This window comes from Pseudoalteromonas prydzensis, assembly GCF_011050055.1.
Classification (GTDB): Bacteria; Pseudomonadota; Gammaproteobacteria; order Enterobacterales; family Alteromonadaceae; genus Pseudoalteromonas; species Pseudoalteromonas prydzensis_A.
In genome coordinates this window covers 18177-31436 of record NZ_DRGM01000144.1, presented here as the reverse complement: position 1 = coordinate 31436, position 13260 = coordinate 18177, and the positions used below count along the sequence as shown (strand labels likewise).

10 protein-coding genes and 2 pseudogenes are annotated in these 13260 nt (G+C 42.5%); 3 read left to right on the top strand and 9 right to left on the bottom strand.

The genetic code is table 11. The features are described from left to right. Nucleotides 1-133: pseudogene (locus tag ENH88_RS13865) on the top strand (tetratricopeptide repeat protein); the annotation flags it as partial. Here the strand turns inward: ENH88_RS13865 and ENH88_RS13860 are convergent. From ENH88_RS13860 to ndk, 8 genes and pseudogenes are all read right to left on the bottom strand, one after another. Next, nucleotides 123-824, bottom strand: a pseudogene (locus ENH88_RS13860) (PQQ-binding-like beta-propeller repeat protein); the annotation flags it as partial. The pseudogenes ENH88_RS13865 and ENH88_RS13860 sit on opposite strands and share 11 nt — an antisense overlap. Nucleotides 825-833: 9 nt before the next feature. After that, on the bottom strand, nucleotides 834-1454 hold the full coding sequence (locus ENH88_RS13855; protein ID WP_304182962.1) for a YfgM family protein: 621 nt from the start codon (nucleotides 1452-1454) through the stop codon (nucleotides 834-836). Nucleotides 1455-1470: 16 nt separating this feature from the next. Continuing rightward, entirely contained in the window at nucleotides 1471-2751 is a 1281-nt protein-coding gene (gene hisS, locus ENH88_RS13850; protein WP_304182961.1) for a histidine--tRNA ligase, read from the bottom strand. 134 nt (nucleotides 2752-2885) lie between these two features. Next, entirely contained in the window at nucleotides 2886-4004 is a 1119-nt protein-coding gene (ispG, locus tag ENH88_RS13845) for a flavodoxin-dependent (E)-4-hydroxy-3-methylbut-2-enyl-diphosphate synthase (RefSeq protein WP_304182959.1), read from the bottom strand. A 5-nt stretch (nucleotides 4005-4009) separates the two neighbouring features. Next, complete coding sequence (locus tag ENH88_RS13840; protein ID WP_304182958.1) at nucleotides 4010-4900, bottom strand: RodZ domain-containing protein; 891 nt, start codon at nucleotides 4898-4900, stop codon at nucleotides 4010-4012. Next, on the bottom strand, nucleotides 4897-6666 hold the full coding sequence (gene pilW, locus ENH88_RS13835) for a type IV pilus biogenesis/stability protein PilW (RefSeq protein WP_304182956.1): 1770 nt from the start codon (nucleotides 6664-6666) through the stop codon (nucleotides 4897-4899). The genes ENH88_RS13840 and pilW overlap by 4 nt, the downstream gene beginning before the upstream one ends. A 110-nt stretch (nucleotides 6667-6776) precedes the next feature. Further along, nucleotides 6777-7910, bottom strand: a complete 1134-nt coding sequence (locus ENH88_RS13830; RefSeq protein ID WP_145239689.1) for a bifunctional tRNA (adenosine(37)-C2)-methyltransferase TrmG/ribosomal RNA large subunit methyltransferase RlmN — start codon at nucleotides 7908-7910, stop codon at nucleotides 6777-6779. Between the two features lie 171 nt (nucleotides 7911-8081). Next, complete coding sequence (gene ndk, locus ENH88_RS13825) at nucleotides 8082-8513, bottom strand: nucleoside-diphosphate kinase (protein WP_304182953.1); 432 nt, start codon at nucleotides 8511-8513, stop codon at nucleotides 8082-8084. A 565-nt stretch (nucleotides 8514-9078) separates the two neighbouring features. Between ndk and ENH88_RS13820 the strand changes: the two genes are divergently transcribed. Together ENH88_RS13820 and yegQ are read left to right on the top strand one after the other, a co-directional pair. Further along, the gene (locus ENH88_RS13820) at nucleotides 9079-10395 is read left to right on the top strand and encodes a methyl-accepting chemotaxis protein (protein WP_304182951.1); all 1317 of its coding nucleotides are present in this window, start codon (nucleotides 9079-9081) and stop codon (nucleotides 10393-10395) included. A gap of 125 nt (nucleotides 10396-10520) precedes the next feature. After that, nucleotides 10521-11903 (top strand): tRNA 5-hydroxyuridine modification protein YegQ, encoded by a 1383-nt coding sequence (yegQ, locus tag ENH88_RS13815; RefSeq protein WP_304182946.1) that lies wholly within the window; start codon nucleotides 10521-10523, stop codon nucleotides 11901-11903. A gap of 36 nt (nucleotides 11904-11939) precedes the next feature. Here yegQ and xylA read toward each other — a convergent pair whose 3' ends face one another. After that, the gene (gene xylA, locus ENH88_RS13810; RefSeq protein ID WP_304182944.1) at nucleotides 11940-13259 is read right to left on the bottom strand and encodes a xylose isomerase; all 1320 of its coding nucleotides are present in this window, start codon (nucleotides 13257-13259) and stop codon (nucleotides 11940-11942) included. Between the last annotated feature and the right edge of the window lies 1 nt (nucleotide 13260).

Genomic DNA, 13260 nt, shown 5'->3' with positions numbered 1-13260 from the left:
TATTTACACCGTTCAAGGCGATGTAAATCAAGCACGTACAGCATATCAAGCGGCCGCAGATGCGGGTGGTCTTGAAAATAACCCATTATTGCAAATCAAACTTGATGACTTAGCAGTAACTAGCCCTTTGGCGTTGCAATTTCAGCACTCCACGCAGAGTAACCGCTATCAGAAATTAGTACGCTTAACTTGCCGGTTTCAAGGCCAATTAATACACCGCCGTTAGCGACGATAGGTGAGCTTTGACCACGCAGAGTTAATGCTGGTACTTCTTGCTCATGGCTCCAACGTTCTTCACCGGTATCTGGGTGAAGGGCGAGTAATTTACCAGAACCTAAGTTAACGAATATAAGGCCATCGCCCGCAGCAGGTTTTGCTAGCACTTCACCTGGTACTTTTTTACGCCAAACAATCTCACCGGTTTCGCGGTCAAGGGCGAGTAAATAACCATGCTCTGAGCCGATAAAAATTTTACCATAAGCTTGTAAAATACCGCCTGATAATTTGGCGCTAATATCGCTTTGCCAAGGCCAAAAGCTTGAGTTTTCGCGAACATCGGTTTGCCAAATTGTATCGCCATTTTCAAGCGACAGTGCTTCTACTTCACCGTCTCGGTTTGCGACAAAAACATGGTCTTTATATACGGCAGGTGTTAAGCGTGAAAAATAATGCTCAACGCCATTACCGATGCTTTCTTGCCAGACAATGTCGGTTTCAAACTGATTAACGATTTCAGGCAACACCAGTTCTTCTTCATCGCTTGATGAACAACCGACTAAGGTTGCCATACATAACGCTATACTTGCCGCTGTTAATTTTTTCATGGTAACCCCTTACGCCGCTGGGCTAGTTACTGCTAAGTCATCAAGTTTGATTTGCAATAATGGGTTATTTTCAAGACCACCCGCATCTGCGGCCGCTTGATATGCTGTACGTGCTTGATTTACATCGCCTTGAACGGTGTAAATATCGCCTTTAAGTTCAGCGATAGTTGCTGTGAATGACTCAGCAAACTCGGCGTTTAGCGTCGTTAACGCTTGATCGTATTGTTGCTGTGCAATTTGTACACGCGCTAAACGGGTGGTCGCGGTCGCTTTCAAATCGGCATTGCTAACATTAGTGATGATCCAGCTGAGCTTTTCACTGGCAACATCAAGCTGGTTTTGTTCTACTGCTTCTTTTGCTGCAACAAAGGCTGCAAGCACGCTGTAATTAGTGTCTTTGTGCTCTGCAATAAAAGTATCGGCTGCACCTAGCACTGCACCACCTTCAACCAGCTGAGTGTATGCATCTGAAGCGTTTTCTGCTGTGGTAAGTTGTTGCTGGTTATATGCTTTCCAGCCATAAAGGCCACCTAAACCAATCACTATGCCTAGCGCCAGTGATACACCATTTTCACGGAAAAAACGTTTGATCGCTTCTGCTTGTTGTTCTTCTGTTGAATAAATATCCATTCTTACCTCGTCTTTTTTAGCTGTTCACAAGCTCAGCTAAAAGCGTTTTAATTTGTTCTAATTTTAAGGTGACTTGTTCTTTACGCTCACGCAAATACTTAACTGTCACTACGCCTTGTGCTAATTCATCTTCGCCGATAATGAGTGCCACGAGTGCATCGCTTTTATCTGCGCGTTTAAGTTGTTTCTTAAAGTTACCGCCACCGGCATGCACCATAATACGCAAACCAGGTACTTCAGCGCGTAATTTAGCGGCAATAATAGGCGCTTGAATACTGGCTTTATCACCCATCGCAGCCAAATATACATCAGCGCTGCGGCGAATGTCACCCACGCATTCTAATGCTTGTAACATTAACACTAAACGTTCCAGACCCATAGCAAAGCCAACTGCAGGCGTTGCTTTGCCACCCAGTTGCTCAACTAAACCATCGTAGCGGCCACCGGCACATACAGTACCTTGTGCGCCAAGGCTATCTGTTACCCACTCAAAAACAGTGCGGTTATAGTAATCAAGACCACGGACTAACTTTTCATTAACCGTGTATATGACGCCCGCTGCGTCTAAACGTTCACATAAATTTTCGAAATGTTCTTTTGATTCAGCATCTAAGTGCTCAGATAGTTTAGGAGCATCAGTTAAAATAGCTTGTACGTCAGGGTTTTTGCTATCTAGCACGCGCAGTGGATTGGTGTGCATACGACGTTTTGAGTCTTCATCGAGGGCGTCAACATGTTGCTCTAAATAAACAACCAGTGCATCGCGATATTGCGCGCGCGCTTCATTTGAACCTAAAGAATTAAGCTCTAAACGAACGTGTTCGCTAATGCCAAATTGCTTCCATAGCTGAGCCGTTAATAAAATAACTTCAGCATCAATATCGGCACTGGCAATACCAAAGGTCTCAAGACCAAATTGGTGGAACTGACGGTAACGGCCTTTTTGTGGACGTTCATGGCGAAACATCGGGCCCATATACCAAAGGCGTTGCTCTTGGTTATACAGTAAACCATTTTGATTACCAGCACGTACGCACACCGCTGTGCCTTCTGGGCGCAGTGTTAAGCTGTCACCATTATGATCAGCAAAGGTGTACATTTCTTTTTCAACGATATCGGTAACTTCACCAATAGAGCGTTTAAAAAGATCGGTTGATTCTACAATTGGAAAACGAATTTCTTGATAACCAAATGATGCTACAGTCTCGCGTAAGATGTTTTCTACTTTCTGCCAAACTTGAGTATCGCCCGGCAGACAATCGTTCATTCCACGTATTGCCTGAATTTGTTTTGCCACTGCTAAATCCTAAAAACTGTTTTTGTGTAATAAAAAAGACTACACAACAAGAATGCTAAAAATTGACCCGTCATTATAGCGTCCTAACTCTAAAGGTAAACGGCAAACGACTTTGTTTGCCGACTATATTGCCTTTATTCGACGATTTTAATGTCGATTGGGGTCTGTTTTTCTTTTTGAGCGATAAAGTCGCGCACATAGCCTTCCAGTTGATCAACAATATTATTGTTATCAATACGGGCTTTTTGACGTTCGCCATTAATATAAAGGCCAGAACGACGGTTTGCACCGGCTAAACCAATATCACTGACTAACGCTTCGCCTGGGCCATTGACCACACAGCCAATCACCGAAACCGACACTGGTTCGATGATATCTTCTAAGCGTTCTTCAAGCTGGTTCATGGTGCTGACTACATCAAACTCTTGACGTGAACAACTCGGGCAAGCAATAAAGTTAATCCCGCGCGAACGAATGCGCAGTGATTTTAAAATATCAAAACCGACTTTGATCTCTTGCACAGGATCGGCGGCCAGCGAAACACGTAGCGTATCGCCAATGCCTTCTGCTAACAGCATACCTAAACCAACAGCTGATTTTACTGAGCCTGAGCGCATGCCGCCTGCTTCAGTAATACCTAAGTGCAAAGGTTGGTCGATTTCTTTAGCGAGTAGACGATATGCGCCCACTGCTAAAAATACGTCTGACGCTTTCACCGAAATTTTAAATTGATCAAAGTCTAAGCGGCGCAGTATATCTACATGGCGCATAGCTGATTCAAGTAACGCTTGTGGTGTTGGCTCGCCGTACTTTTCTTGTAAATCACGCTCTAATGAGCCGCCATTTACCCCAATACGAATTGGAATATTATGCTCACGGGCAGCATCGACTACCGCACGAATGCGCTCTTCACTGCCAATGTTGCCAGGGTTAATACGTAAACAATCAACACCATACTTTGCCACTTGCAAAGCAATACGATAATCAAAGTGAATGTCAGCAACCAGCGGAATGGTAACTTGCTCTTTAATGCTTTTAAATGCTTCGGCGGCATCCATCGTTGGCACGGAGACACGCACTATATCGGCGCCGGCATCTTGGATTGCTTGAATTTGTGCAACGGTGGCATCAACATCCATGGTATCTGTGTTGGTCATTGATTGCACTGCGATTGGTGCACCATCACCAATAGGGACATTGCCGACGTTAATACGCGTTGATTTTCTGCGTTTAATTGGAGATTCTGAAAACATAGCGACTACTCTGCTAACGGTAAATTAAATTTTGCTAAACGGTTTTTTGGGAAATTTGAAATATCAATCTTTTCACCATCAAGTGTGATATCAACAGCTTGGTGTTTTCCTAGCACGATAGAAAAAGGCAGGTGCCCTGAAACGGTCATCTCATAGCCGGCTTTTTTTACGCCAAACGCCACTTTATCGCCTTTACCATCATGGATCTCAACCCAGCTTTCTTCATTGAAATGCATAATAATAGTACCGAGTCCATCAGTTTGCGGCTGGCTTGGCGTTTCGCTCGCTGTTATTTCTGGGTCAGTTGTTTCGACTTGAGTTGCTTGCGGTTCAGCTAGTTGTTCGTCAGCTGGTGTTGCAAAGTCGTCAATAGCTTCATCAGGGCCTGCTTGCTCTAGTTGCGAAACGGGCGCTGTTACAGGCGCCTGCTGTGGTGAAGTCGTCGTGCTTTCAGTCATGCTATTTAAAGACTGTGTCACAACCTGCTTATCAACCGGGGTCGAGTTTTGCCACCACCACAATGCAGAAGAGCCAATAACAATCGCTAAAATAGCGTAACTCACTAGCATTAATCGATTATCGTGGGCTTCTTTTTCGGTTCGCTTAGAAAAGCTTTGCATGTTGGTTTTTTTAACGGTTTCCTGTGGTTCAGGGAACAGCGCTAAAACGGCCGCAGTATCTAAATTAAAGGCGCGACAATAGCTTTTTGCATAACCTTTAACAAAGGTAGCAGGGCCAATTAAGTGGTGTTCGTCATTCTCAAGACGTTGTAATTGCAACACCGATAATTTTAAATTTTTTGCCAGCTCTTCTAAGCTGACATTCGCTTGCTCGCGGCTACTTTTTAAAGTTTGGCCAAGAGTGAGCGTTGTTGATTCCGTATTTTCATCATTCATAATGCGTATGATTCAGGGTCCACTAGTAATAGTCTATGCCCAGGTTTAAGTGCAACATCTGGGCTTAATTTATTCCATCGCATTAACTGATCAATTAACAAGCGACGCTTGGTGGCAATACTATATAAAGTATCACCAATGTTAATTTCGTAATAAATGTTGGGATCATTGAGATAAATTTTCGTCCCATTGACCATCCGATCAGATTCTTTCAGACCATTCCATTGGAGTAATTTTTGTAGTTTAACATTGTATCGCACTGAAATGCTAAATAGGTTTTCACCATCTTGTAAAACATGGTAAGGCGTAGCTAATTGTGGGATCTGCGAGTTTAGCAACGGTGCTTGAGTATTTTGTTGCGGATCTTGAAAGCGGATCTCGGGTGCTGAGCTATAACCTGACGCTGCGAAGACGGCGGCGTTGCGTTTTGGCTGGTAAAAAACGACCTTTTCGGCATCCGTTAATTCATTATTAAATTGTGCTTGGCTTGGGGTTGCAGCTTGGCTGCTATTTGCAACTGCTTGGTTACCCGTAGCCGTACCAAAAGAAACAATTTTTACACCGTCTTGTGGTTTATTAGCATTAGCAGGCGCTTGCGATGACGGCGTTGCTGCCAAATGCACGCTGGGTACAGCCGAAGTTGTTGTAACAGCTTTAGTGTGTGTGTGCTCTATTTCCAGAGCAGACATCACTGCTGCAGCATCATTATTTTTCTCAGTTTGCTTGGTTGTTACGGCCGTTGTATCAGCGCTGGTTGGCAGCGGCGCAACAACCACTGCAGCGGTATTTAAAGCCGCAAGTACAGAGCCTGTATCCACAGGCGTTATTTTAGTCGCACTATTTTGCGCCGAGGTACTAGTTGCTGGCGCTTTTTTCTTTTTTACAATGTGTATTTGCGGCGCTGAGATCACCTCTCCCGCAGGGCTACTAGCTTGTAATTCATTTAATTTAGCTTGGCGATATTGTGAACGCAGTATTTCAAACTCACTGCGTTTGGTTTGTTGCTCACGGATCAGCCCAGCTTCACTTGAAGTTGGGTAGGTTTGTAATATCGTGGCGGCAGTGGTTTCGGCTTTTTCAATATGGCCCATGCGCTGTTCAACTAAATAACTTAGTAATAATGAGCGAGACGATACTCGACCACTGTTTTCATAACGCAGCAGCACTTCTTTTGCTTTATGTAAATCACTTTTCGCGTAATACAAAGCGGCTAAACTGATCAGTGATGAGGCACGCATTGAACTGTGCTTAATCGCCGATTTAAAATATTTTTCAGCATTATCAAAGTCATCAAATTCAATGGCGCACAATGCTAAGTTTTCATAACTTTCTGCTACTCGTATATAGCTTGGGATCTCAATGGCTTTTAATAATTGCTCTGTGGCGCGGTCGTACTCGTTAATACCGCATAAAAATACCCCATAGTTATTGCGCGTGTTTGGATCGTTGGGATCAATTTTTATGGCTTTTTGATAGGCTTTATCGGCTTGTACGTTTTCGCCAACTTGTTGGTAATAATAAGCAAATGAATAATGGACTTCAGGAAGATCAGGAGAGAAAGACGCGGCGCGTTCGAGGTTGTACTTTGCTTGCGAGCTGTTACCAGTGCTTAAATATTCTAATGCTAAGGCTATTCTGGTACGTGCTGCGCCGGTATTATTGATTTTATTTTCAACGACTGGTTTGTCATTGCCATCATAACTATTTTCAGTTACACACCCTGTTAAAGCGAGTGCACTGATAGTTAAAGCAAGTAAAGATCGCATTACTTCGTCTCTTTATTATTGTCCATGCCGCTATATTACCGAAAAGCCCTTATGTTGCATCATTTATTTAAAAATAAACATACACAAAGGGCTTCTGAGGGGTCAAAAAGTTATGCTTGGTGAATATTTACCGCAATCGCATTATCATCACGCATTTTCTTTTTCGCTAAGCGTTTAGTACGGTCAACGACGTCACCGACTAATTGGCCACAGGCCGCATCGATATCATCACCACGAGTACGGCGCACAATACAAGTAATACCAGCAGCTTGTAGTACTTTAGAGAAACGATCAATACGGCTGTTACTTGAACGCGTATATTCGTTGCCTGGGAATGGGTTAAACGGAATAAGGTTCACTTTTGATGGAGTACCTTTTAACGTTTTCACTAATTCATGGGCTTGATCTGTGCTGTCGTTAATACCGTTAAGCATCACGTATTCAATGGTCACATCTTTATTGGCTTTAGAGCCATCAATGTAACGACGACACGCTGCTAAAAATTCTTCAATTGGGTATTTTTTATTAATTGGCACTAAAATATCACGCAGTGCGTTATCAGGCGCATGCAGAGAAATAGCCAATGCCACGTCGATTTTTTCTTTTAATAAATCAAGCGCCGGCACTACACCTGAGGTACTTAAAGTAACGCGGCGTTTAGATAAACCAAAGCCCCAATCGTCCATCATCAATTCCATGGCTGGAACGACGTTTTTAAGATTAAGCAAAGGCTCGCCCATGCCCATCATAACGACGTTGGTGACTGGACGCTTTTCACTGTTACCATCAAGGCCAATATCTTTGGCTACACGCCAAACTTGGCCGATAATTTCAGATACTTTTAAGTTACGGTTAAACCCTTGCTGCGCTGTTGAGCAGAATGTACATTCAAGCGCACAGCCTACTTGTGAGGACACACACAAAGTAGCGCGCTCTTTTTCAGGGATCCACACGGCTTCAACTTCTTGGCCGCCTTCAAGGATCAGCGCGTACTTAATGGTACCGTCACTGGCTTGCTGGCGTACGGTGATTTCTGGCGCGACAATTTCACATTCCGCTTTAAGTTTTTCTTTCAGCTTTTTGTTAACATTGCTCATTTCGTCAAAGTTATCAACGCCAAAATGATAAATCCATTTCATCACCTGATCGCCACGGAATGGCTTTTCACCGAACGATACAAATAACTCGCGCATTGCATCTCGGTTTAAATCTAATAAGTTAATCTTTTTTTGCTCAGTGGTCATGAAACAACCTTAATCAGTGACGGTGGTGATAAAAATTTACAAAGGCGAATTGTACACAATTCACTCACTTTAATCATTAAGTAAAACATCATAAATTGACTAATTAATACTTTAACTAATGACTAAAAAAGGGCCCGAAAGCCCTTTTTACGTTTGCTTAGCGCGTTCGAATTAACGAGTACGTGGGCAAAGCTCTTCGTCTGCGAAGAAATACGCGATTTCGCGAGCAGCAGATTCAACAGCGTCTGAACCGTGAACCGCATTTTCGTCGATGTTATCAGCGTAGTCAGCACGTAAAGTACCAGCTAGTGCTTCTGCAGGGTTAGTAGCACCCATGATTTCGCGGTTTTTAAGAACAGCGTTTTCGCCTTCAAGAACGGTAACCATTACTGGACCAGAAGTCATGAAAGATACTAAAGCACCAAAGAAAGGACGCTCGCTGTGCTCTGCGTAGAAACCTTCCGCTTTCTCTTGTGAAAGGTGAACCATTTTCGCTGCAACGATTTTAAGGCCAGCAGTTTCGAAACGGTTGTAGATAGCGCCGATGTGGTTTTTAGCAACTGCATCAGGTTTTACGATTGAGAAAGTACGCTCTAAAGCCATCTTTATGCTCCAATAATTTTTAAGTAAAAGTGTGAATATTAACGGGCGCGAATTATACGCGTTTTACTAAGCAATGCCTAGTTTTATTAAAAACTAGCTTGATGACAATCTTGTGATTTTAAAATGCAAGGCAACCACGCATAGGCAAGCGTGATGCTGTTAATTGATAAATTAATGATCCAACGTTGCAAGGGGCTACGTATTTACCACTGTTGCCAATAATAAGTTACATAGTTTTTCTGGGATTATTTTTTAGTGCAGGCAGGACTCCGTAATCGTAACTTATGGGGCACTTTATATATAACTGTTCCTTTAAAGTGAACATTAATACTTTCATAAATTTTTGTTTAAAACATGGTTTTTGATAAACGTTTTTATGCTTTTGGGCATTTACTATCTAAATTTCTATAGGCTCCAGAGCAATAAATATTCTTTTTAGCTTAATTTAGTAATGCTCTGCTAAATTTAGGTACTTGGTTTACACTCTAGTTATCATTACGAAATAAAGTGCAGGTTGTAATGTATTCGTGATTTATTTCATCCATTTGATTGATAGTAGGTTGCTATGTTTTTTAATAAATCTTTAAACGCCCAAATAACTGAATTAAAAAGTAAGCTTTTTAGGCTAGTACAGGTTAAAAAAAGCCTCGATGAGGAAATGCTGGTATTAACGATTGATAAAGCTGGGCTAATTACTTCGCAAAATAAAAATTTTGCAAATGAGTTAGGGTATTCAGATCAGCAGTTGCTAGGTAAAAACTTACTGAGTTTTGTGCCAGCTAACGCCAAACAAACAGCACACTTTAATAGTTTGAAGCATGCACTTACAAAGCGAGAACACTGGGTAGGTGCATTACAGTTTTTACAAGCAAGCGAAGAGCAAGCGTGGCTAAGAAGTATTTTACAACCGATCATTGATGAGCAAGGCAACTTAGTTGAATTTACTCTACACTCCAATGTATTAACCCGCACAATTGAAACCTCTCGCGAGCACCAGGATTTAATTAAGGCATTACACCGAGCAATGGCGGTTATTGAATTTGATACTAATGGTATTGTGTTGACAGCAAACAAAAACTTTTTAACGGGAATGGGTTATTCGCTCAATGAGATTGTGGGTCAACATCACCGTATTTTTTGTGAACCAGAAGAGGCAAACTCACCAGAGTATGAAGCCTTTTGGCAACAGCTAAAAAAAGGTAAATATGTTGCTGACAGGTTTAAACGTATCAATCGCCACGGCCATATCGTATGGCTTGAGGCGTCGTACAACCCTATTTTTAATGAACAAAATGAACTCTATAAAGTAGTGAAATTTGCAACTGTAATTACTGATCAAGTTGAGCGCGAATTAGCAATTTCAGAAGCGGCTGATATTGCGTATAGCACCTCAACTGAAACTGACCAGCTTGCTGATCAAGGGGCGGCTGTTATTGAGCAAACAGTAAAAGTGATGAACGAACTTGCGATACAAATGTCGCAAGCGGGGGATGAAATATCAGCGCTGGATAAACAATCGCAGTTAATTGCTAGCATAGTGCAAAGCATTAGCAGCATTGCCGATCAAACAAATCTGTTAGCTTTAAATGCCGCGATTGAAGCTGCGCGGGCGGGTGAGCAAGGGCGAGGTTTTGCGGTAGTTGCTGACGAGGTGCGCCAACTAGCGTCGAGAACCAGTAAAGCAACAGAAGAAATTGTCGAGGTTGTGCAACAAAACCGCACACTCACCCAATCAAGCGTAAAAGCAATTGAGCAAGGCAAAGCAAAAGCACAAGAAGGACTCGATTTGTCCACTGAATCCGGCTCTGTGATGACGAATATTAAAAAAGGCGCACAACAAGTAGTGGATGCGGTGAGTCAATTTGCCAATCAATTAAAGTGAGTTTTATGATTTCGATCAAAACATCTATATTTAACTACCCCTATACTGCCGCGCTTTATTAGTTACCCTGATTTTCAGGTTATTCATGCAACCGACTTGACCTCGGTTCGATGTATGGAGCGCGCATGCCGTCAATTATCACCCCGTTTATCCCTGAGTTACTTTCACCTGCAGGTAGTTTAAAAAATATGCGTTACGCCTTTGCCTATGGCGCCGATGCGGTGTATGCCGGGCAACCTCGTTATAGCCTGCGAGTGCGTAATAATGAGTTTGATCTGGAAACATTAAAAATAGGTATTGATGAAGCACACGCGCTGAATAAAAAGTTTTATGTAGTATCAAACATAGCCCCGCACAATGCTAAGGTAAAATCGTATTTACGTGATATTGAACCGGTAATTGCTATGGGGCCCGATGCGCTGATCATGTCAGATCCTGGACTCATCATGTTAGTGCGTGAAAAGTGGCCAGATATGCCAATTCACCTATCCGTGCAAGCCAATGCGGTTAATTACGCAAGTGTATTATTTTGGGCTAAGCAAGGCATTGAACGAGTGATTTTATCCCGCGAGTTATCGCTGGAAGAAATAAGTGAAATTCGCACGCTTTGCCCAGAAACAGAGCTGGAAGTATTTGTACACGGCGCACTGTGTATGGCGTATTCTGGGCGTTGTTTGCTATCGGGTTATATTAATAAGCGCGATCCAAATCAAGGTACTTGTACTAATGCCTGTCGCTGGAACTACGACGTAAAACCGGGCGTTGAGAACGAAACCGGTGAAATGGTGCATAAATTTGATCCTAATGCGGTCATTCCAACGTTAGGCGACGGTGCACCAAGTAACGATATTGTGATGCTTGAAGAGCAAGGTCGCCCTGGTGAATACATGCCCGCGTTTGAAGATGAACACGGCACATATATTATGAATTCGAAAGACTTACGCGCCGTACAATACGTAGAGCAGCTAACAAAAATGGGCGTGCACAGCCTAAAAATAGAAGGCCGCACTAAGTCGTTTTATTATGTTGCTCGTACTGCACAGGTTTATCGTAAAGCAATCGACGATGCCGCAGCAGGAAAACCATTCGACGCTGATTTATTTAAAACATTAGAAAACCTAGCCCATCGCGGTTATACCGAAGGCTTTTTAAAACGCCACGCCCATCAAGATTATCAAAATTACGAATACGGCCATTCAGTATCTACCAAGCAACAATTTGTCGGCGAAGTATTAGGGCGTAATGCCACTGGTTTAGTTGAGATTGATGTTAAAAACAAATTCTGTGTGGGTCATTCATTAGAGCTGATGACTCCGCAGGGGAACATCAGCTTTGTGCTTGAATGTATGGAAAACAAAAAAGGCGAAAGCATCACAGATGCCAAAGGTTCAGGTCATATTGTAAAAATACCCCTACCAGATAATATCGATTTAGAACATGCGATATTAATGCGTAACTTGGATGAAAACCAAGACACCCGCAATCCGTTTAAACAAATTGCAGGCTAGCTTGTAGTTGGCAAGGTAATGCTTTTTAAACGTGAGTTATTTAAATATAACGTTGTTGACTTGGTTTTCGAGTAACTCTTGTTGGCCAGAAACATGTTTTGGTGACAAGTTTTGCTCGCGGGCTAAGTGACACAGAGATTCAAGGCTATGATCGCCTGTTAAAATATTTTTGCCCAAGGGGCTATCCCAACCCGCGTAGCGATTTAATTTTTTCTGGGCTAAAAAGTCATTTTCAATAATATGAGCGGCTTTTTTGAGTGCCGCTGCACAGGTATCCATTGCGCCAATATGGCCAATAAAGATATCTTGAGGATCAATACTTTGTCGACGTAACTTAGTGTCAAAGTTTAATCCGCCAGAGGTAAAACCACCATTTTTAAGAATTTCGTAACAAATCAAGGTCATTTCTTCTACGCTATTAGGAAACTGATCGGTATCCCAACCTAATTGTTGATCGCCCCGATTGGCATCAATAGAGCCGAAGATATCCAGTGCAAAAGCGGTGGCCACTTCATGATGAAAAGAATGACCAGACAGAGTGGCATGGTTTGCTTCAATGTTTACGGCAAATTCTTTTTCTAGGGCAAACTCTTTTAAAAAGCCATACACGGTTGCTGTATCGTAGTCGTATTGGTGTTTTGTTGGTTCTTGGGGCTTAGGTTCAATTAATAATTTACCAGTGAAACCAATTTTGTGTTTATGCTCTACCACCATTTGCATAAAACGACCCAGTTGCGCTCTTTCACGTTTAAGATCGGTATTTAATAGGGTTTCGTAACCTTCACGGCCACCCCACAGTACATAGTTTTCACCGCCAAGTTTTTTAGTGGCATTCATTGCGTTACAGACTTGGGTTGCCGCAAAGGCAAATATTTCTGGGTCGGGGTTACTTGCGGCACCAGATTGATAACGCGGATGGCTAAATACATTCGCAGTGCCCCAAAGTAGTTTAAGTCCTGTTTGTGCTTGTTTCTCTTGTAAAACATCGGTCATGCGCGCAAAGTTTTCAATATATTCTTTTACCGAGTTGCCTTGAGGTGCTACGTCAATATCATGAAAGCAGTAATATGGGATGTTCAGTTTTTCAAAAAAGTCGAAGGCAACATCCGCTTTTTCTTTTGCCCGCTGCATTTCATCGCCTGTTGCGAGCCAAGGGCGATTAAATGTTTCTGCCCCAAACACATCTGCGCCATTCCAGCAGAAGTTGTGCCAATAACATGCGGCAAACCGAAGATGCTCTTGCATACTTTTACCAAGCACCAGTTGTTCGGGATTATAATGACGAAAAGCCAACGAATTTGTTGTGGTTGGTCCTTCATATTGAATTTTATTGATTTGAGAAAAGTATGATGACATG

Coding starts and splice junctions, on each gene's coding strand:
- xylA (WP_304182944.1), bottom strand. CDS start 13,259: ATGTCATCATACTTTTCTCAAATCAATAAAATTCAATATGAAGGACCA.
- ENH88_RS13830 (WP_145239689.1), bottom strand. CDS start 7,910: ATGACCACTGAGCAAAAAAAGATTAACTTATTAGATTTAAACCGAGAT.
- ENH88_RS13855 (WP_304182962.1), bottom strand. CDS start 1,454: ATGGATATTTATTCAACAGAAGAACAACAAGCAGAAGCGATCAAACGT.
- ENH88_RS13840 (WP_304182958.1), bottom strand. CDS start 4,900: ATGAATGATGAAAATACGGAATCAACAACGCTCACTCTTGGCCAAACT.
- ispG (WP_304182959.1), bottom strand. CDS start 4,004: ATGTTTTCAGAATCTCCAATTAAACGCAGAAAATCAACGCGTATTAAC.
- ENH88_RS13820 (WP_304182951.1), top strand. CDS start 9,079: ATGTTTTTTAATAAATCTTTAAACGCCCAAATAACTGAATTAAAAAGT.
- yegQ (WP_304182946.1), top strand. CDS start 10,521: ATGCCGTCAATTATCACCCCGTTTATCCCTGAGTTACTTTCACCTGCA.
- pilW (WP_304182956.1), bottom strand. CDS start 6,666: ATGCGATCTTTACTTGCTTTAACTATCAGTGCACTCGCTTTAACAGGG.
- ndk (WP_304182953.1), bottom strand. CDS start 8,513: ATGGCTTTAGAGCGTACTTTCTCAATCGTAAAACCTGATGCAGTTGCT.